The organism is Xanthomonas sp. WHRI 6106 (genome assembly GCF_040202405.1).
Lineage (GTDB): Bacteria > Pseudomonadota > Gammaproteobacteria > Xanthomonadales > Xanthomonadaceae > Xanthomonas > Xanthomonas cannabis.
In genome coordinates, this window is the sequence record NZ_JBEGFC010000003.1 from 93,447 (window position 1) to 112,469 (window position 19,023).

Annotated in this window: 15 protein-coding genes, 1 tRNA gene and 4 pseudogenes; 9 read left to right on the top strand and 11 right to left on the bottom strand. The window is 63.7% G+C overall.

The window, feature by feature from the left end:
- Positions 1–37 precede the first annotated feature (37 nt).
- Positions 38–1,759 (top strand): ArnT family glycosyltransferase, encoded by a 1,722-nt coding sequence (locus ABQZ09_RS05975; RefSeq protein ID WP_349776391.1) that lies wholly within the window; start codon positions 38–40, stop codon positions 1,757–1,759.
- A gap of 151 nt (positions 1,760–1,910) precedes the next feature.
- Positions 1,911–3,197 (top strand): O-antigen ligase family protein, encoded by a 1,287-nt coding sequence (locus ABQZ09_RS05980; RefSeq protein WP_349776392.1) that lies wholly within the window; start codon positions 1,911–1,913, stop codon positions 3,195–3,197.
- Between the two features lie 20 nt (positions 3,198–3,217).
- On the opposite strand, the gene ABQZ09_RS05985 is transcribed toward ABQZ09_RS05980, so the two are convergent.
- Positions 3,218–4,042: a glycosyltransferase family 2 protein gene (locus tag ABQZ09_RS05985; RefSeq protein ID WP_039413609.1), complete on the bottom strand. Its 825-nt coding sequence runs from the start codon at positions 4,040–4,042 to the stop codon at positions 3,218–3,220.
- Here ABQZ09_RS05985 and ABQZ09_RS05990 point away from each other — a divergent pair, their 5' ends adjacent.
- Complete coding sequence (locus ABQZ09_RS05990) at positions 4,043–5,101, top strand: CDP-glycerol glycerophosphotransferase family protein (protein ID WP_349776393.1); 1,059 nt, start codon at positions 4,043–4,045, stop codon at positions 5,099–5,101. It begins immediately after the preceding gene.
- 80 nt (positions 5,102–5,181) lie between these two features.
- Here ABQZ09_RS05990 and ABQZ09_RS05995 read toward each other — a convergent pair whose 3' ends face one another.
- From ABQZ09_RS05995 to ribA, 3 genes are all read right to left on the bottom strand, one after another.
- Complete coding sequence (locus ABQZ09_RS05995) at positions 5,182–6,690, bottom strand: PH domain-containing protein (protein WP_349776394.1); 1,509 nt, start codon at positions 6,688–6,690, stop codon at positions 5,182–5,184.
- The gene (locus ABQZ09_RS06000; protein ID WP_349776543.1) at positions 6,687–7,196 is read right to left on the bottom strand and encodes a PH domain-containing protein; all 510 of its coding nucleotides are present in this window, start codon (positions 7,194–7,196) and stop codon (positions 6,687–6,689) included. Before ABQZ09_RS06000 ends, ABQZ09_RS05995 begins: the two co-directional genes overlap by 4 nt.
- 105 nt (positions 7,197–7,301) lie before the next feature.
- Positions 7,302–8,435, bottom strand: a complete 1,134-nt coding sequence (ribA, locus tag ABQZ09_RS06005; RefSeq protein ID WP_349776395.1) for a GTP cyclohydrolase II RibA — start codon at positions 8,433–8,435, stop codon at positions 7,302–7,304.
- A gap of 241 nt (positions 8,436–8,676) precedes the next feature.
- On the opposite strand from ribA, the gene ABQZ09_RS06010 reads away from it, so the two are divergent.
- The gene (locus ABQZ09_RS06010) at positions 8,677–9,198 is read left to right on the top strand and encodes a GNAT family N-acetyltransferase (RefSeq protein WP_166749411.1); all 522 of its coding nucleotides are present in this window, start codon (positions 8,677–8,679) and stop codon (positions 9,196–9,198) included.
- A 291-nt stretch (positions 9,199–9,489) separates the two neighbouring features.
- On the opposite strand, the gene ABQZ09_RS06015 is transcribed toward ABQZ09_RS06010, so the two are convergent.
- Positions 9,490–10,404 (bottom strand): lauroyl acyltransferase, encoded by a 915-nt coding sequence (locus ABQZ09_RS06015; protein WP_039408481.1) that lies wholly within the window; start codon positions 10,402–10,404, stop codon positions 9,490–9,492.
- A gap of 99 nt (positions 10,405–10,503) precedes the next feature.
- Here ABQZ09_RS06015 and dtd point away from each other — a divergent pair, with 99 nt between their 5' ends.
- The 4 genes from dtd (at position 10,504) to ABQZ09_RS06035 (ending at position 13,744) form a co-directional block, all read left to right on the top strand.
- Positions 10,504–10,944 (top strand): D-aminoacyl-tRNA deacylase, encoded by a 441-nt coding sequence (dtd, locus tag ABQZ09_RS06020; protein WP_047694681.1) that lies wholly within the window; start codon positions 10,504–10,506, stop codon positions 10,942–10,944.
- Positions 10,945–11,052: 108 nt separating this feature from the next.
- Positions 11,053–12,927 carry an RNA polymerase sigma factor RpoD gene (gene rpoD, locus ABQZ09_RS06025; protein ID WP_039564462.1) on the top strand — a complete coding sequence of 625 codons (1,875 nt, stop codon included), beginning with the start codon at positions 11,053–11,055 and terminating at the stop codon, positions 12,925–12,927.
- A gap of 161 nt (positions 12,928–13,088) precedes the next feature.
- Positions 13,089–13,412, top strand: a complete 324-nt coding sequence (locus ABQZ09_RS06030; RefSeq protein WP_349776396.1) for a DUF6566 family protein — start codon at positions 13,089–13,091, stop codon at positions 13,410–13,412.
- Positions 13,413–13,668: 256 nt separating this feature from the next.
- A tRNA-Ile gene (locus tag ABQZ09_RS06035) sits at positions 13,669–13,744 on the top strand.
- Positions 13,745–14,168: 424 nt separating this feature from the next.
- On the opposite strand, the gene ABQZ09_RS06040 is transcribed toward ABQZ09_RS06035, so the two are convergent.
- The 3 genes and pseudogenes from ABQZ09_RS06040 to ABQZ09_RS06050 all read right to left on the bottom strand — a co-directional run.
- Positions 14,169–14,909: an SDR family NAD(P)-dependent oxidoreductase gene (locus tag ABQZ09_RS06040; RefSeq protein WP_349776397.1), complete on the bottom strand. Its 741-nt coding sequence runs from the start codon at positions 14,907–14,909 to the stop codon at positions 14,169–14,171.
- Positions 14,910–14,955: 46 nt separating this feature from the next.
- Positions 14,956–15,612, bottom strand: a complete 657-nt coding sequence (locus tag ABQZ09_RS06045; protein WP_349776398.1) for a TetR/AcrR family transcriptional regulator — start codon at positions 15,610–15,612, stop codon at positions 14,956–14,958.
- 437 nt (positions 15,613–16,049) lie between these two features.
- A pseudogene (locus ABQZ09_RS06050) lies at positions 16,050–16,596 on the bottom strand (transposase); the annotation flags it as partial.
- Between the two features lie 135 nt (positions 16,597–16,731).
- Between ABQZ09_RS06050 and ABQZ09_RS06055 the strand changes: the two are divergent.
- On the top strand, positions 16,732–17,319 hold the full coding sequence (locus ABQZ09_RS06055) for a hypothetical protein (RefSeq protein ID WP_349776399.1): 588 nt from the start codon (positions 16,732–16,734) through the stop codon (positions 17,317–17,319).
- A 564-nt stretch (positions 17,320–17,883) separates the two neighbouring features.
- On the opposite strand, the pseudogene ABQZ09_RS06060 reads toward ABQZ09_RS06055, so the two are convergent.
- The 3 pseudogenes from ABQZ09_RS06060 to ABQZ09_RS06070 all read right to left on the bottom strand — a co-directional run.
- Positions 17,884–18,201, bottom strand: a pseudogene (locus ABQZ09_RS06060) (phage virion morphogenesis protein); the annotation flags it as partial.
- A pseudogene (locus tag ABQZ09_RS06065) lies at positions 18,189–18,600 on the bottom strand (phage tail protein). The pseudogenes ABQZ09_RS06065 and ABQZ09_RS06060, both read right to left, overlap by 13 nt.
- A pseudogene (locus ABQZ09_RS06070) lies at positions 18,597–18,950 on the bottom strand (hypothetical protein); the annotation flags it as partial. The pseudogenes ABQZ09_RS06070 and ABQZ09_RS06065, both read right to left, overlap by 4 nt.
- Positions 18,951–19,023 lie beyond the last annotated feature (73 nt).

The following is a 19,023-nucleotide window of genomic DNA, read 5'->3' on the forward strand; positions in this document are numbered from 1 at the left end:
TTTCGGCGCCCCCTCCCGCATCCCGCTGCTGCCCGCCATGCTCAAGACCCGTGCCTCGAAGGATTTCTGGCTGCTGGCCATCACCGCTGTGCTGGTGATCGGTGCCGGCCTCGGATTGCGTGACCCCTGGCCGTCGGACGAGCCGCGCTTTGCCCTGGTCGCCAAGCAGATGGTGATGAGCGGGGACTGGCTGTTCCCGCACCGCGGCAACGAGTTGTACTCGGACAAGCCGCCCATGCTGATGTGGCTGCAGGCGCTGTTCTACACGCTGCTGGGCAACTGGCGGGTGGCGTTTCTGCTGCCGTCGCTGCTCGCGGCGCTGGGCACCCTGGCCTGCGTCTACGACCTGGGCCGGCGGTTGTGGACGCGGCGGGTAGGTGCCTACGCGGCGTGGATGCTGTTGTTCACGCTGCACTTCACCTTCCAGGCCAAGAAGGCGCAGATCGACCCGCTGGTGGTGTTCTGGATCACCCTGGCCAATTACGGATTGCTGCGGCATCTGCTGATGGGCCCGGCCTGGCGCTGGTGGACGCTGGGCTGGTTCGCTGCCGGGTTGGGGGTGATCACCAAGGGCGTGGGCATTATCGCGTTGCTGATGCTGATTCCGGCCGGGATTGCCGCAGCGCGCGGCTGGCCGGGCGTGCGCGTGCATGTGCGTGACCGCCGCTTCTGGCTCGGGCCGCTGTTCTTCTTCGTGGCGATCCTGCTGTGGTTCGTGCCGATGATGGTCACCGCGCTGACCGCCGGCCAGCCCGAATACCGCGTGTATCTCAACGACATTCTGCTGCGCCAGACCGCCAAGCGCTACGCCAGCTCCTGGGACCATGCGCAGCCGGTGTGGTACCACCTGCAGAGCATGGCCACGATGTGGCTGCCGACCATCCTGCTGCTGCCGTGGGCGGTGCCGGCATGGCGGCGGCGGTTGCGGCGACGCGATGCGCGTTATCTGCTGCCGCTGGCGTGGTGGCTGCTGGTGCTGGTGTTCTTCACCATTCCCAGCGGCAAGCGCGATGTCTACATCCTGCCGGCGCTGCCGATGTTCTGCCTGGCGCTGGCACCGTTGGCGGCGGGGCTGCTGCGCCGGGCCGGCGTGCAACGGCTGTTGTTCGGCTTCGTGGTGCTGCTGACGGTGGCCTTCGCTGCGGGTGGGGCGGCGATGCTGATCGGGCATCCGGGGTTCGAGCAGAAGATCATGGACAGCCGCGGTGTCGGCAGCGAAGCGACCGACCCGCTGGGCTGGCTGCTGCTGGCGGTCGGCAGCTGGGGCGCGGCCAGCCTGCTGCTGTTGCGCGTGCGCCGCTCCGCGCTGGCGGCCGCCTCGCTGCTGGGTGCGTGGTGGGTGGCGTTCGGGTTGGTCTGCTACCCCGTCTTCAACGACTCCAGTTCGGCCGGGGCGGTGATGCGCGAGGTTGGCCGGCGCATCGGCCCGGATGCACAGCTCGGCCTGGTGGCCTGGAAGGAGCAGAACCTGCTGATGGCCGACCGCCCGGCACAGACCTTCGGCTTCAAGGTGCCGTGGGAAGAACAGCTGCGCCGCGGCGTGGCCTGGCAGGCCGCGCAACCGGGCCAGCGCTGGCTGATGGTGCAGGAGACCGCCTTGCTGGGCTGCGTGGATCGCAGCCGCAGCCAACTGGTCGGCGTGGCCAATCGCCGCCGCTGGTGGCTGGTGCCGGCCGATGCGGTGCAGGGCGACTGCGTGGCCAGCTCCACCGAGAAGGCGGTCGAAGAAAAGGAGCAGGGCAACCTGGACGTCGAGTGAGGCGCGCATCCCCGCAGCCCGTGCGGCAGGCGCTGCGTCAATGCGCGCGCCGGTGGCCGTCTAGCAGGGATTCATGCGCCGCATCGTTAGCTTGGCCGGCGTCGCTGACGCCCCCTGCCTGTTCTACCTTCCTTTTGCTGCCGATCTGTCGATGACTTCCTTGCACATCCCGCCTGCCTCGCGTCACATCACTGCGCCCGTCGTATCACGGGCGGGGGTGGGGATGGCCGAGCTGGGCGTGTTTGCGCTCACCGCCCTGGTGGTGAGCATGCCCAGCGGCCTGTTGCCGTTCGGCCTGTGCCTGCTGCTTGGGTCGTTGCTGGGTTGGCGCGGCCTGCGGGCAGGCATCGCCGCGCGTGATGTGACCTTGCGTACGCTGGGATGGCTGACGGTGGCGGTGATTGCGATGTCGCTGCTGTCGATCGCCTTGTTCGAGCATGGCCTGCGCGATGTAGGCAACCGTTCGCGCTTTCTGGTGCTGCCGTGGGCGGCGTTGTGGGCCTATGCCTTGCAACCGCGCCAGATCTGGCTGTGGCGGGGCGCGCTGGCCGGCTTGGCGGCGGCCATGGTGATCGCGATCGTGCAGGTGATGCGTGGCGCCGACCGTGCCGAAGGCTTCACCAACGCCATTGTCTTTGCCGACATCGCAATGATGCTGCTGGTGGTGGTGGCGTTCTGCCGTCCCACCGGCGCCGTGCGCTGGCTGGTGGGCGCGGCCATCGCCACGGTGGTGGTGATCGTGCTCAGCGGCAGCCGCGGCGTCTGGCTGGCCTTGCTGGCAACCGTGGGCGTCCTGATCTGGGGCGCGCCCTGGCACAGCGCGCGCATACGCCTGCTCACCTTCGTCGGCGGGGCGGTCGTGGCCGTGGGTGTGATCGCCAGCGTGCCCGCCTTGACCGACCAGATGCGCCTGGGCGAGTTGCAGCGCGATCTGCAGCGTTATGAGGTCGGCGACAGCGATTCGTCTGCCGGTGCACGCATCGAACGCCTGCACGTCGCCTGGGATACCTTGCGTACGCATCCGCTCGCCGGCATCGGCGTTGGCCGTTTCGACGATGCGATGCATGAGCTGCCGGCGTGCGCGGCCGACAACGCCCTGTTTCGTTGCCATCTGGGCCATGCGCACAACGACCTGGCCGAATGGGGCGCCACCCAGGGCGTGCCCGGGTTGCTGTTGCTGATTGCGGTCTACGGCGTGCCGCTGTGGCTGTTCGTGCGTCTGCATCGGCGCAGTGGGCAGGTGCAGTTTCGCGGACCGGCCGCAGCCGGGGTGATGTTCGTGATCAGCTACGCGCTGTGCGGGCTGACCCAGTCGATGTTCGCGCACCAGGTGGCGGCCAGTTTCTATACCGCGATGGTGGGCGTGCTGGCGGGCCTGGCAGCGCGCCAGGCGCAGCAGGCCGCGCCGGCATTGCAGGTCACCCGTAACGGGGTGTGACCCGGCAGCGCCCCGCGCACTCAGTCGCCGCGCGGTTCCGCTGCGCGTGGCGGGTCCTGCACCGGCTGCCGGTGCTGCAACAGCCACAGCATGATGGTCTTCTGGCGCACGTAGTTGGCGCGCACATAGGCGTAGATCAGCCCGTGCCAGCCGTCGCGGAAGCCGCCGCGCAGCAGATAGCCGCGCCAGAAGCGCCACGCCGGCGCCAGCACCAGCTTGCTCCAGGTGGCGCGCTTGCCGCGCGCGTAATCGTGCTCGGCCATCATCTGTGCGTAGCGCTGGGTCTTGGACAGCTGCTGCATCAAGGAGCGATAGGGGTAATGGATCAGGTCGCCCGGCAACGTGATCACTGCACCATCGACGCTGGCCGCCTCGTGGATCTCGCGCTTGCCGCGCCAGCCGCCGCGGCGGCGGTCGAACAGGCGCAGCACCCGGTCCGGATACGCATTGCCATGCCGCAGGAAGCGGCCGAAATAGTCCGACAGCCGCGCGAAGCGGTAACCGGCAGCAGCAGGAAACCCGGCATCGCGTGCGGCAATGATCGATGCGCGCAAGCGCTCGCTGATGCGCTCGTCCGCATCCAGGCACAGCACCCAGTCGTGGCTGGCCTGCTGCACGCAATACGCCTTCTGGCTGCGGTAGCCATCGAAGGCGCGTTGCACCACGCGCGCGCCGTGCGCGCCGGCAATGGCCGCAGTGGCATCGGTGGAGCCGGAGTCCACCACCACGATCTCATCGCAGAACGCCAGCGAGGTCAGACAGTCGCGTAGGCGATCGGCCTCGTTGAACGCGATAATGCAGGCGCTGATGCGAGGCCGTTCGTCGGGTGCGGTCGAAGAGGACATGTGATGGCCGATTACCTGCTGTTCGCAACGGAGCGTTACGCGTTGCCTATTCTGGCGCCATTGGCGCAGGCATTACAGGCCCGCGGCGACACCGTGGCCGCCTGGTACGAAGGCGGTGCCCGCGGGCTGGTGCTGCCGGGGGTGCGCGAGGTCGGCCTGCGCGATGCGCTGGCCTTGCGCCCGCGCGCGGTGTTCAGCGCGGCCAACTGGGTGCCGCCATTCATCGCCGGTGCCAAGGTGCAGCTGTTCCATGGCTTCAACGTGCAGAAACGCGAAGACAACCGCGGCCACTTCCGTGTGCGTGGGCTGTTCGATCTATATTGCACGCAAGGCCCGGCCACCACCGCGCCGTTTCGCGCACTGGCCGAGCGCGAAGGGCATTTTGCCGTGGCCGAAACCGGCTGGCCCAAGCTCGACCCGGTGTTCCGCGACGATGGCGGGCACAGCGCCGCGCTGCGTGCGCCGGCCAATGGCCGCCCGGTGCTGCTGTTCGGTTCCACCTTCACCGAGCGCCTCAGCGCAGCACCGGTGCTCTACGACGAGATCGCCGCCGACATCGCGCGCGGTGCGCACTACTGGCTGCTCACCCTGCATCCCAAATGCGCGCCGGAGCTGTTCGACCGCTATCGCGCGCTGGCCGGTGCCAACGCGCGGTTCGTCGAGCCCGAAGAGGTGATTGCCGCGCAGCGTGCGGCCGATGTGCTGGTGTCCGATACCTCGTCGATCGTGTCCGAGTTCGTGGTGCAGCACAAACCGGTGGTGACCTTCCGCAACCGCGTGCCGCAGCCGCATATGCTGAACTTCGAGCAGCCCGGGCAATTGCCGCAGCAGCTGGCGCGCGCGTTGGCGCCGGATGCGGCGCTGCGCAGTGCGCTGGCCAGTTATGCCGATGCGATCCATCCGTACCGCGACGGGCAATCGTCGGAGCGGGTGATTGCAGCGACCGAGGACTTCATCGCTGGCAAGCTCGGTCCACTGCGGCGCAAGCCGCTGGGCGCAGTGTGGCGCGGCCTGCAGATCCGCCGCGAGCTCGGATACTGGGGCCCGGCGCAACGCTGATCGCTGCTAGTTGCGCGTTGACGAGATACCGCTGCCAACCAGCACCTCACCCAATCCCAATCGCAATCCCGATTCCCAACTCACCAGCGCAGCGTGCGACGCGCCAGTGCGGCGGCCAGTTGCCCCTGCAGCCGTTGCGCCTGCGCCAGTGGCACAAAGCGCAGCCGCAGCGCCGGGCCGGTGGCGCTGGCACCGGCGGTATCCAGCCACAGCGTGGCGGTGCCGGTCAGCCGGTCCAGCGGCGAGCGCTGCAATTGCAGCGCCTGCAGCTTGTCCAGTTCGGCCAGCCGCCACCAGCGTTTCCACCACCCGCCACGCACCGCCACATAGCGTGTGTCTACGGCATAGCCCATGCGCTGCACCTGGCGATACGCCTTGAACCCGCTCCACGGCAGCCAGAGCAGCAACCATGCAGCCTGGCTGCCGATCTGCCATGCCAGCGCGGCCACCAGCGGCACCAGCATCAGCACCGTGGGCAGGCTCAGGCGCCACCAGCAATGGGTGGCAACGGCCTGCCACTGCTGCGGCGGCCAGGCGATGTCGGGCAACAGGCGCTGCAGCAAGGCATCGCAGCGCTGCGGTGGGGCGATGGGTGCCAGTTCCTTGAGCGCGCTGTCGTGGGTGTCGCCGGTGCCGGACACCGCGGTGTCCACACGCAACTGGCGGCGGCCGAACAGCCGGTGCAGACGGCTTTCGTACAGCGTCCACGACTGGATGCGCCGTAATGCCACGCTGCTGCGGATGCGCGTCAGCAGGCCACGCTCCACGGTCAGGCGCCGCTCCGATTCGCTGAGATGAAACCCGTGGTATTGCGTTACCGCCAGCGCCACCGAGAGCGCGCGCATGGCCAGCAACACGGCCAGCATGGCGATTACCACCAGCGTGGCGGTGACTGCTGCGCCCGGATGGACCTGACTGACGTAGCGGTAGGCCAGTTCGCCATTGGTCTCGATGAACGTGGAGGCCACGCGGCGCGGAATCATCTGGTAGATCACACCGATACTGGCGGCCACCACCACCATGCCGCGGTTGGAGATCAGGCCCAGGCGAATCACTTCGGCCATCGGCAGACGTAGCAGGGTGCTGCGGTCCTGCGCCTGCATTTGCGCCTGCGTAGTGTCCGGGTGCTGCGCACGGCGGCGGATCAGGTCTTCCAGGGCCAGGGCCTGATCCAGCCGCAGCACGCGCATTTCCGCTTCCGGCTTGTGCCCGCCCGCCGACTCCAGCCGCACTTCGGCCACCCCGGCCAGCCGATGCAGCAGCGACTGATGCACCACCACGTTATGGATGCGCGCGAACGGAATATCGCGCCGGCTGCGCTCCAGCAGCCCGCTGCGGATCGCCACGCTGTCTTCCCCAATGCGGTAGCGATAGGTGAAATAGCGCAGCACCGAGATCGCCACCAGCACGGCCATCACCACACCGGTGGCGATGTGGTCGGCAACGTCGCGGCTGCCATCACGGCTGCCGAACACGATCAGTGCCACCAGCGGGATCAGGAACTGGCGGATCTGCTGCAGCAGCACGAACATCCACGACAGCGGATGCAGGCGCTGCTCGTCATCTCCGGAGCGCTGCACGGCGCTCACAGCGCGTCGTCGTGGTGATCAAGCTGGCGGGCGAGGCGGTCGCGCAGCTGTTCGGCATCGGCCTGATCCAGCCCGGACACCGCCACGGCGTTGAGCCGGCTGCCGGCGGTGTGTACCACCAGCGTGGTCAGCCGGGTGGCGCGTTCGATCGGGCCGCGGCGCAGGTCCACGTGCTGCACGCGCGAGATCGGCACCCGCGTATCGCTTTGCCACAGGTGGCCACGTTGCAGCGCCAGACCATGCTGGTCGAGTTTCCACAGCGTGAGCCGGTGCCGTTTGACCGCCAGCCACGCGCACAGCAGCGCGAGCACCAGCATCACGCCCGGCGCCACCGGCCAATAGCGCCAGGCATGCAGCGCGGTGAGCGCAACGCCGGCGGCGATCAGCCCGGCACATCCGCCGCCGAGCACACCGTTGGCCGCCGCGACATAAGCGCCACGCCGCGGCAACTGCTGCCACTGCGCGTGGTCTGCGGCCGCAAGCTGGGCAGGCGCGACGGGGACCAGGATGTCGGGGTGCGGCGGTGGAACGTCGTGCACGAGGCGGGCCTGCAGAAGCGGTTCGCAAGCATAGCCGGGCGCCGAGTGCAGGCGCACCCGGCGCCGGGCGCGCTACTGCGCCGCCAGGATCAGCGCATCCACATCCAGCGCATGGCCCGCGCGGGTGGCCTTGGTGCGCAGGTAGTGTTCGTTTTCCGGCGTGATGTCGCCGGTGACCGGAATGCGGTCCTCCACGGCGATGCCGGCTGCGCGCAGGCGCTCGGCCTTGGCCGGGTTGTTGGTCAGCAGCCGGATCCGGCCGATGCCCAGCCCCCGCAGCATCGCCACCGCACTGCCGTAGCGGCGCTCGTCCGGGCCAAAGCCCAGCTGCGCATCGGCGTCGATGGTGTCCAGCCCGGCGTGTTGATAGCCGTAGGCGCGCATCTTGGCGGCAATGCCGGTGCCGCGGCCTTCCTGGTCCAGATACAGCAGCACACCGCCGCCCAGGTCCTTGAGCTTGGCCAGCCCGTGCCGCAGCTGGTCGCCGCAGTCGCATTTGAGCGAGCCGAACAGGTCGCCGGTAAGACAGGAGGAATGCACGCGTACCGGTACGGCGGCGGTCAGGTCCGGCTGGCCGACCACGATCGCCACCTGGTCGCGCTGCGCCACGCCGCCGCGGAACACCACGAATTCGCTCATGCCCAGGCCGCGCAGCGGCACCGGGGTGCGGGTGACCAGCTCGAAGCCGGCGGCGGCCGCTGTGGCGCAACCGCTCCCCAAATCGTCCAGGGCCAGCGACTGGCAGCCGGCGAAGGCGGCATGGTCGTGCACATCGCGCAGCTCCACCGCCAGCATGGCCGGCAGCAGCAAACCCAGCCGCGCGATCTCCGCGCCACCGGCATCCAGCGCATCGCCGGCGGTCCACTGTGTCGGTACCGGGGTGTCGCGCAGATAGGCCAGGGCGGCCAACTGGTCGTAGCTCTGGTCGGCCAGCACAACCCGTGCGCCCTGCGGCGCGGTCAGCCCCAGCACCTGGGCGCGGGTCGGGGTGACAAACAGATAGTGGCGGCCCTGCGCGGCGCGTGCGAAGGCGGCGTACGACTGCGCCGTGCTGCTGTCCAGCGCCAGCACCGCACGCGACCGCCCGCCTGCGGCGGTCAGCAGCACCGGCCGGCCGGCGCGCAGTTCGGACGCGGCGCGCTCGCAGCGGATCGCCGCCGGATCGCCGAAGGCCTGTGCGCTGGGGGAGGGGACGGGGCTGCTCATGCACGACTCCAGATGGGGATTGCCACGGCCGCTTCAAGGCGGACGCCGCCGCGCCGCGACCGGACGCATGGCGCCATTGTCGCGTGCTTCGCCGCCGCTAGTTGCCACCGCCGGCTGGAACGCTGCATCCAGCGGCCGCGCATGAGTGACCGCGTGGGTACCGGTTGGTTGCGCACCGGCCGCGTTGTTCAGCGCCCGGCAATGCTTTCTAATCGGGCGATCTTTCAGCCCAGCAGATCCCATGCGTCTTATCGACTGCAGCGAAGCGCGTCATGCCAGTGCGATCCTGGACATCTTCAACGAGGCCATCGCCCATTCGACCGCGCTGTACGACTACCGGCCACGGCCACCGGAGAGTATGGTCGGCTGGTTCGCCACCAAGCGCGCCGGCGGATTTCCGGTGATCGGCGTGGAAGACGACGACGGCACCCTGATGGGGTTTGCCAGTTACGGCACCTTCCGTGCCTGGCCGGCGTTCAAATACAGCGTCGAGCACTCGATCTACGTGCACCAGGACCATCGCGGCAAGGGGCTGGGGCGTACGCTGCTGCAGGCCCTGATCGCGGCGGCCGAGCAGCGTGGCGTGCATGTGCTGGTAGGCGGCATCGACGCCAGCAACCAGGCCAGCATCGCCTTGCACGAACAGTTCGGCTTCACCCACGCCGGCACCGTGCGCGAGGCCGGCTTCAAGTTCGGGCGCTGGCTGGATCTGGCCTTCTATCAGCGCATCCTGGCCACGCCTGCGGACCCGCACGACGATTGAGCGTGGTGGTGATGCGGCGTGACACGTTCTGCGCGCGAACCTGCCGCAAGCGCTTGATGGAAGAGCGCGCCGTGACGCGCGCTCCCGCGCGTGCGGGGCCGCAGGACGCGTGATGCGCCGGACCCGATTGCAGCGTCGTTTCCAGTGGCTGCGCGGCATCTGGCACAACGCCGCCATCCACGCCCGGTAGCTGTGCCCCGCCGACGGGACGGCCCGGGCGCCGATGGGACGGGTGTGCAGGCAGCACCGGCGCCCGTCTCGCAAGGCGAGTGGCCGCTGGCGATCGGTAGCCTAGTGCGGATGTCGCTCGGTCGCGTAGGGATTGGCTTCGCCACTGCCCGGCGGGCGCAGCGTGTAGCGCTTGTAGGTCCATTGATATTGCGCCGGGTCGCGCCGGGCGATCTGTTCGATGCCGGCATTGAGCGCGCTGGCGGCGCGCACCGGGTCCGGGTCGGCCACGGCCGGGTCGGCCGGCTGTACATGCAGCGCAAACTGCAGGTCGTCGCCGGCGCGCTCGCACCAGCCGTACAGCACGGTGGCGCCGGTGCGTTCGGCCAACCGGTTGACCAGGGTCATGGTCAGCGCCTGCATGCCGAAGAACGGCGCAAATACGCCATCGCCCATCTTCGGCTGCTGGTCGGGCAGGATGCCGACCGCGCCGCCGTCCTTGAGCACCTTGAACAGCTGCCGCACGGCCGGGCCTTCGGCGCGCACCTGGCGCACGTTGTCGCCGCCGCGCGCCAGCTGCAGGAAGCCGTCCACCGCCTCGGACTCCGGCGGCCGGTAGACAATCGCGATCGGCCCGCGTTCGGACAGCCACTGGTTGAGCAGCTCCCAGTTGCCGAAGTGCGGCGCGGCCACGATCACCCCGCGGCCGGAGGCCAGGGCCGCGTCGTAGAGCTCCTGGCCATTGCGCTGCAGGCGCGCCAGGTTGTCTGCCGGCGGGCGGGTCCAGGTGCGCAGCACTTCCAGGGTCTGGCGTGCGGTTGATCGCAGGACCTGTGCATGCAGCTGCGTGCGCTGTGCCGCGCTCAACTCCGGGTACGCCAGCTCCAGGTTGCGCCACGCCACGCGCGCCTCGCGTGCATTGAGCTTGCGCCAGCTCCAGGCCAGCGCATCGGCCACGCGTTTGAGCAGCGGCCAGGGCAGGCGGCCCACGGTGGCGGCGGTGGCATACAGCAGGCGAGCGCGAAGATCAGGTGTCATCCGCGCAATTCTAAACAGCGCGGCCGGTGAAGACCCGCAGGTGACACGGCGGGCAGCGCTGGGCATGCTGCGCGGCACAGTTTGCTGCCCGGGATGCCCATGCTTGCCTTGATCCAACGCGTTACCCGGGCCTCGGTCACCGTCGACGGCCAGAGCGTCGGGCAGATCGGCCCCGGCCTGCTGGCCCTGGTCGGGGTGGAGCCCGGCGACAGCGATGCGCAGATCCGGCGCCTGGCCGAGCGCCTGCTCGGCTACCGGGTATTTGGCGACGACGCCGGCAAGATGAACCGCTCACTCACCGACACCGGCGGCGGCCTGCTGCTGGTCAGCCAGTTCACCCTGGCTGCGGACACCAGCTCCGGCAACCGGCCGGGCTTCAGCACCGCCGCGCCGCCGCAGGAGGCTGAACGGGCGTTCAATCAATTGGTGGCGATCTGCCGCGAAAAACATCGCGGCGGGGTGGAAACCGGGCGCTTCGGGGCGCATATGGTTGTCGACCTGGTCAACGACGGCCCGGTGACCTTCCTTCTCAGACCCTAGATACACCACGTCCACCAGCGGTCCCGTCTTGAATCCGGCAGACCGGGCTTCACGCTGGTATAATGCTAGGTTCTCTTTCCAATCTCAAAGCCGGTGGCGCGAGCACTCATGGCCAACGAACGTCCTGCCCAGCAATCCGACATCAAGCTACTGATCAGCAAGGGCCTGGAACAGGGCTATCTGACCTACGCCGAAGTCAATGACCATCTGCCCGACGACCTGGTCGACCCGGAGCAGATCGAAGACATCATCAGCATGATCAACGGCATGGGCATCGATGTCCATGAAGTTGCACCCGATGCCGAAACCCTGCTGCTCAACGATGGCAACACCGGCAACCGCGAGGTTGACGACACCGCCGCCGAAGAAGCCGCCGCCGCGCTGACCGCGCTCGACACCGAAGGTGGCCGCACCACCGACCCGGTGCGCATGTACATGCGCGAAATGGGCACGGTCGAGCTGCTGACCCGCGAAGGCGAAATCGCCATCGCCAAGCGTATCGAAGAAGGCCTCAGCCAGGTCCAGGCAGCACTGGGCGTGTTTCCGCTGTCGACCGAAATGCTGCTGGCCGATTACGAAGCGCACAAGGAAGGCAAGAAGCGTCTGGCCGAGATCGTGGTCGGCTTCAACGACCTGATCGAAGAAGCCGATGCCGCCGCCGCTGCACTGGCCGCTGCTGGCCCGGTCGCCGTGGACGAAGACGCCGTCGATGAAGACGACGACGAAGACGGCGATGACGACGCGGCCGAAGAAGAGGCCGGCCCAACCGGCCCGGACCCGGTGGAAGTTGCAACGCGCATGGAGAACCTGGCCAACGAATACGCCAAGTTCAAGAAGATCTATGCCAAGAACGGCGCCGAGCACAAGCTGGTGGTCAAGGCGCGCGAAGACATGGCCGCCATCTTCACCACGCTCAAGCTGCCGCTGCCGCTGACCGACGCGCTGGTCACCCAGCTGCGTGGCGTGGTCAATGGCATCAAGGACCACGAGCGCAAGGTGCTGCACCTGGCCACCACCGTGGCACGCATGCCGCGCAAGGACTTCATCCGCTCCTGGGAAGGCAACCAGACCAACCTGGAATGGGTGGAAGACGCACTCAAGCGCAAGCAGAAGTGGTCGTCGGCGCTGCGCGACGTCAAGGACCAGATCGTCTCCGAGCAGCAGGGCTCGATCGAGATGGAAAAGGCCAACTATCTGACCCTGGCCGAGATCAAGGAGATCAGCCGTGCGATGGCCTACGGCGAAGCCAAGGCACGCAAGGCCAAGAAGGAAATGGTCGAGGCCAACCTGCGCCTGGTCATCTCCATTGCCAAGAAGTACACCAACCGCGGCCTGCAGTTCCTGGACCTGATCCAGGAAGGCAACATCGGCCTGATGAAGGCCGTGGACAAGTTCGAATACCGTCGTGGTTACAAGTTCTCCACGTATGCAACCTGGTGGATCCGCCAGGCCATCACCCGTTCGATCGCCGATCAGGCGCGCACCATCCGTATTCCGGTGCACATGATCGAAACGATCAACAAGTTGAACCGCATTTCCCGCCAGATGCTCCAGCAGTTTGGCCGCGAGGCCACGCCGGAAGAACTGGCCAAGGAAATGGACATGCCGGAAGACAAGATCCGCAAGGTGATGAAGATCGCCAAGGAGCCGATCTCGATGGAAACCCCGATCGGCGACGACGAGGATTCGCATCTGGGCGACTTCATCGAGGACACCAATGTGGAGTCCCCGATCGACAACACCACCAACATCAATCTCTCCGAGACGGTGCGCGACGTGTTGGCTGGCCTCACCCCGCGCGAGGCCAAGGTGCTGCGCATGCGCTTCGGTATCGACATGAATACCGATCACACGCTGGAAGAGGTGGGCAAGCAGTTCGACGTCACCCGCGAGCGGATCCGCCAGATAGAGGCCAAGGCGTTGCGCAAGCTGCGTCACCCCAGCCGCTCGGAACAGCTGCGCTCGTTCCTGGATATCGACTGACCTGTCAGTCGCATCCGCACGGTGGTCCCAACAGCCCCGCACACGCGGGGCTGTTGCGTTTCAGGCGCTGACCCGGCAATGCTGCTGCAGGCTGCACTGCATGGAGGAGATCGGCTTCACACCTCGGTGACGAAGCCGCACGGCAACGCACTATTAAGTAGATGTTTCTTCCAATCTCACGTGGTATTCCAGCCGGCGCTTCTAAGTTGATCCACGAAAGGAAACGAGGCCATCCGATGAGTAGACAAAGCCGCTACGAAACCACCACCTACCGCGATCACGAGATCCGCGTACGTGCCGAACAGGCCACGCCAACGGCCAAGTGGACGCTCTGGGTGGACGTCTACGCGGACGGAGGCAGCACGCGCCTGCCCCGTATCAACAACCGGACCCAGACCTGGGACACCTACCAGGACGCCATTGCGCAAGGCTTCCGCGAAGGTCGCCAGCTGATCGACAGGCAGCAACAGACTGCGGATGCGTGATGGTCTCCCGCCAGTTTATGTGTGCCGATCGAACAGCACGTACAGCTTGAGCGGCCCGCCTATCTCCGCTGGCGTCTGCAGCGCGCTTTGGTTCGCGTGCAGTGCGGTTAGATAGGCGCTTGGAAAGCGGACGAAGGATGCAGCAAGCAGTCAGCACCAGGCATCCAGCAGACAAGCTTGTTGGCGGACAGGTAAACTTGCACCACTCCTGTGGGCCCGACGCATGGCATGCGGCACCAGCGAGCGCTGTGCAGCCGGGCCTATAGCTCAACGGTTAGAGCAGAGGACTCATAATCCTTTGGTTCCAGGTTCGAATCCTGGTGGGCCCACCAATAGATAGCAGGCACTTGGGTACGCGCCCGAGTGCCTTTTTTGTTGTCTTCGAGACCTATCGGAAACGGTCTTTTGATTCGCTGATCGCGGCGCTGGCGTGTTCGATAAGCGACTGCGTTTGCGGGGTTCATCGTTCCGCCCCAGCGCGGTGCGCTTGCTTTCGCAGCCAAGTGAGGACCTCGATTGCCACGCCCGCTTTGCCTTCGCGCAGGAAACCACGATCTGTTCTTGGAAAATGCGCTTCTTCACGTCCAATCTCCTCGGCTAGGAAATTGGACTCCAAATTGCTGTGATACTCAAAGTCGGGGTGTCGCGCGCAGGGTTAGCCCCACTCGCCGAATCGCATTGACCTAGAAAACTGGGTCCTGGTCGTTTCGATCTGAAAGTCAGTGCTCCCTTCCGCTTCCTTCTGGCGACTAAACATCAGAGATGCATGCCGCCATTAGCTTGAATAAGTTGTCCGGTTATCCACGCCCCATCGGGTGATGCCAGGAATGTAACAACGCGTGCAATATCTTCGGGCTTTCCAATACGTCCTAGAGCTGTACCTGCGGCAATAGAGTCGAGCACGCCAGGATAATCTCTAGCTGCGTTTATGAAATCAGTATCGGTTGCGCCGGGCAAAACCGCATTTACTGTAATCTTTCGTGCGCCGAGGCCGGCGGCCAGAGATCTAGTGAAGGCGTTGACAGCAGCTTTCGACATCGAATACGCAATGTAGTCTGGATAGGCTGCGATCGACACCGTTGATGAGGTGTTTATGATCGATCCGCTCTCACGTAGCTTTGGTAGAAGCGTCTGGGTCAGGAAAAACAGTCCCTTGACGTTGGTGTCGAATACTGCATCAAACTGCGCCTCCGTTGTTGACGCAAGGTTTGAGCCTTCTGCTACACCTGCATTGTTGATCAGAATGTCAAGCGCGTTGACTTGCGTATCCAGTTGCTCAATCGCTGCAGGGTCACGCAAGTCCGCCTGAATGATTCGAGCTGTCGCGCCCTTATCCCGGATGGCTGAGGCTGTTTTTTCCGCGCCTTGCTTGTTGCCTGAATAATGAACTATTACTTCCGCGCCAGAATCTGCAAGATGCAGACAAATCGCGCGTCCGATGCCTCCCGAAGCTCCGGTTACTAGCGCTATTTTGCCGAAAAGTTTCTGTTGAGTCATTTTCGATGCTCTCTATCTGAAGTAAGCGGCTTAAGTAGGTTAATTGCTAGAATTTTTCTGAAGTCGTCAGCCCTGCTAAAAGAGCGTCAGCAGCTTGCCTCACGTGGGCCTCAAGCTTTGAGCGCTGCGGCAAAGAGCCTAGTCCACAAATTGCGCTTAAATGTATGTCTTCGCGTATCATCCCGACAAAGTTCTTCGCGGCTTTTAGAGGGTCCGGGCATACGATAATTCCGGAAGAATGAAAGTGGGCTAATCCATTGGCGATCAAAGCATAAGTGGGAGTGATGCATTTCTTATAAAATATATCTGCAATCTCCGGGTGTCTTGAGCCTTCGCTAAAAACCAGGCGCGTAATTTCAAGAGCTCTCGGATTCAGCATGCCACTAAGAATTACCACCCCGGTGTCGATTAAATAGCTTGAGACACCTCGCTGGGCAGGATCGACTTCAGGAAATTCACCAAACACCTCGTCACAGCATCGAATCATGGCCGTTTCAAAGAGGGCCTGTCTGGACGAAAAATACTTGTACAGCGTAGCTTTTGATCCGCCCAGTCGCGCAGCAATGCTCGACATGGATGTTTGCCCGTAACCGTTTTGCGCGAATAATTGAACGGCAACGTCTACGATGTGCTCCGTCCGCTCATCCTTGGATAATCTGGGAAGTCGTGAGTTAGTGATCATTCCGTACACTAGATCGTTCATGGCCGTTTTGCAAGGGTTTTCGAGCGCTAAGTGAATTCCAGCCTCCTATAAAATTGACCCAGTCGCAGGGGCAATCATTGCGTACCGATCGCTCATGAGGAGGCGAAGGTGGCGTCCCACAGGATCGCTATGCCCGGTAACAGGGGCATGCGCGATCATGAGGTTGGCAACTGGGTCGTCATAGCAGGTCCGGTGAAAAAGCAGTCATGCGCGCGGTTTTGCAAGCGTAGATAGCGAATCGATCGGGAAATTTGATGTGCACAAGCAATTCATTTAATGGCAAATCCAACTAAAATATAATCCTTGGTCCCGGTTTGAACCCTGGCGTGCCCACTCTCGACTCTCCGCAATTCAAGGCCAGCTAAAGCGAGAGGTCTGCGATGATGTTGATCACGGAACTCGGCGGGCGTTAGTCCGCACAGGTTGCCGTGCGGGATCTGCTGGTTGTAGCCGGCCAGCCAGTACACGCGCCACACCCTTTTACGATTCCACACATGTCCGCGACGGCGGATGGTCTGAAACAGCTTTCCAAAACCACGCTCGGGAAAGCGCTCGGCCAATTCGGACAGCAGCGCAATGACCTCCTCGTCGCGATCGGGGCGGCGCCGATAGCGCGCTGTCGAGCGAGCCACGCCAACGACCGCACAGGCCCGGCGCCCGCTCCAGCCATGCTGCTCGACGAGCCAGGCAAGAAGCGGGCGTTTGTGCGCCGGGTCTACAGCTTTTTTGCGATGACATCCTTCAATGCAAGGTTTTTTCCATCGCGAGCTCGGCGTACATGCGTTTGAGCTTGCTGTGCTCGGTCTCCAGGTCGCGAAGGCGCTGCACATCAGCGGCCTCCATGCCGCCGTACTTGGACTTCCAGGCGTAGTACGTCACGTCGGAAATACCCAGCTCACGGCACACATCCTTGACCTGGCGGCCGCCCTCAACCTGCTTCAGCGTGGCGACAATCTGGCTCTCGGTGAACTTGCTCTTGCGCATCGTTGGTCTCCTTGGTGGCTAGTGTGCCCGGAGACCTCTAACCATGGATGGATCAATTTTACGGGGAGTCGACATTGACCGCGTCCTAGAAATCCGTTGATGATTGAATGGCGGCAGACTAAATGGAGCGTCGACATGAGGACTGTAGTTGCTTTTGCGTTGGTGTTTTGCATGTTGGTGACAACGGGAAGGGGCGCCCAGATGGTAGTTAGGGATTCTGATAGTAAAGAAATACAAACATACGCCAGAGCCGCTTTGATTTCAGAGCAAGAGGCGGTAAAGCGAATAAAGTTGCAAGACAGTGCAGAGGCACTAATTCAGCGTCTTGTTGAGAGTTACCAGGGGAGATTGGCCGGCGCCTATTGGGAGGATGTCCCAGAATTGCGATTTGTAATAAGGGTAAAAGGAGCAGATCCAGTCACAAGCCGTAAAATTTCAACCAAGTCAGGTGATGTCGCAGTCATTATAAAAGGAGGTGCGGAGAAGACTTTAGAAGAATTACAGGCTGTCATCGATAGGCACTATGACGAGCTATTTAGCAACGTCCCGGGACTTGAAGGGGTGTTTGTAGATGAGAGGACAAGCGAGATCGTCCTGCATATTTACAGTAAGGACGTTGATAAGGAGCAGTATAGAAAAGACATTCCACTTCTCGAAAAAACGTTAAATAATCCTGTGCGGGTTGATTTTATTCCGGGGCCGATGCAGCCGGCCGCAACTTAAACGTGCGTGGCGGCCCGACATTGGCGAATGTGCTAAGCACGCAGGATCAGTAAATAAGTTATATTAACCGAGGGGCGGTGCGCCAATACGGGCTACTCCCTCGGTATTCTTCTGCAACTAAATACAATGTTGAGCCAGGTGCTTGCAATGGTGAAAACCGTGAATTAAGTGCGTTCCTGGTGGTTGTCGGCAATCAGTTGGCTTGTTTTTCTGGAGGTAGCAGCGGGCCGGTACCTGCTGGTAATTCTGCTATGGGAATTGTTACGGCAGATTCATATGCTGGAGCGAAATCCGGGCAATGCAGTGCTTTGGAATTATGAATGCTTAGCTGCATAAAGACGCAGGCCTGAAAATTAATTGACTAGTTTTTGCATAATATTTTTTAGCTAAGCTTTGAGAGAATCTGTAGCGCCCAAGCTGGATGTTGTTGATTTAGATATTACCTTTCAGACGTTGTTTTGAAAATCCTCAATAAACCGGCGATCAACTTAGACGATCAGGTGGCGTTCGCTTCAGATAGGTGGTTTTTGGTTTGGATTTTATGAGCGCGTCAGCTAGTCCTTATTGATGCATGCGAGCAATGCGGGTTACGCGGCCCATGAATTCCACGCTCCTGTACTGGGGCTAACGCTGACCCTTAGGTACTTGGCCTGCCGCAGCTTGGTAAACACCTCTGTCCGTTTGACTCGCCCGGACTTCCGGCGCAGCTGCTGCATGCGGTGTGTAAGGCGTGCCATCCGGGCGCCCGCATCTTGCCGATGCGCTGGCTCTGCGAGCGCCTCAGTTCCATTTCGATCTTGCGTGCCAGCGTGCGGCGGTCACCGGCTGCGGGTGTGTCAGTAGCGGCGCGGCCCAGTTTTCCAGCGCGGTCAGGCCATCCAGGTGAGCTCGATCACGGGTTCGGGCGCATGGGTGATGTCGTCGCCGCTGCCGTTTTCCGCAGTTACTACCACGCGTTCGGTCACCGGCAACTTGATCGCCAGATGCACCGCTTCGTTGGCGAGGATGTCGGTCTCGAAGGCGATGTCGCCTCGGCGCGCCGGATTGGAGAGCAGTTCCGACTGATTTGACCTGCACCACTCCAGCAGTGACAGCATCACGCTGTCCGGATCGCGGGCATAGTTAGGATCGTTAGCGTGTGCTGGTGCTCGAAAGACAGACCCGGCTGGAACGTGCTGGTCAAGCTACCTGCACCGATAACACCAGCAGTCGGTCAGCATCGCGTGCCAGGTCCGGCAATACCACCACCAGATGCGCGCGCAAGCCGGCGGGCTTGATCACGGCGCTCGATCAAGTGCGTGCGGGTCGATCCAGTCCTGCAGCACCTTCAGCTGCGCGGCGGTAGCGCGGCAGCTGGTGAAGTTATCAGCAACAGTGCCGGCGACGGCAGAAAGCGTAAGGCGGCGGCCGGCGCATCAGGCTCTCCTGTTGGCCCGGAAGGTTTGCCTGGGGCGGCGGCACCTAGCAGTCGTACGAAGCCAGCAGGGATAGCGCAAGCAGCGTCGGCTTTCTGGGTCACATAGGTCGGGATCTCGCGGTAATGGTGCGCCGGCTTCGCGCACAATCTGCGTGCGGTGGACGTACTGTGTCGCCGCGGTGGTGGAGACCTTGGCGCTGTCACGTTCGGCTTCGGTGTGTGCATTCCAGCGAAACTGCAGCGGTTTGCCGCATACTGGCCATCGACTACCTGCTTAGTCCTCTGCA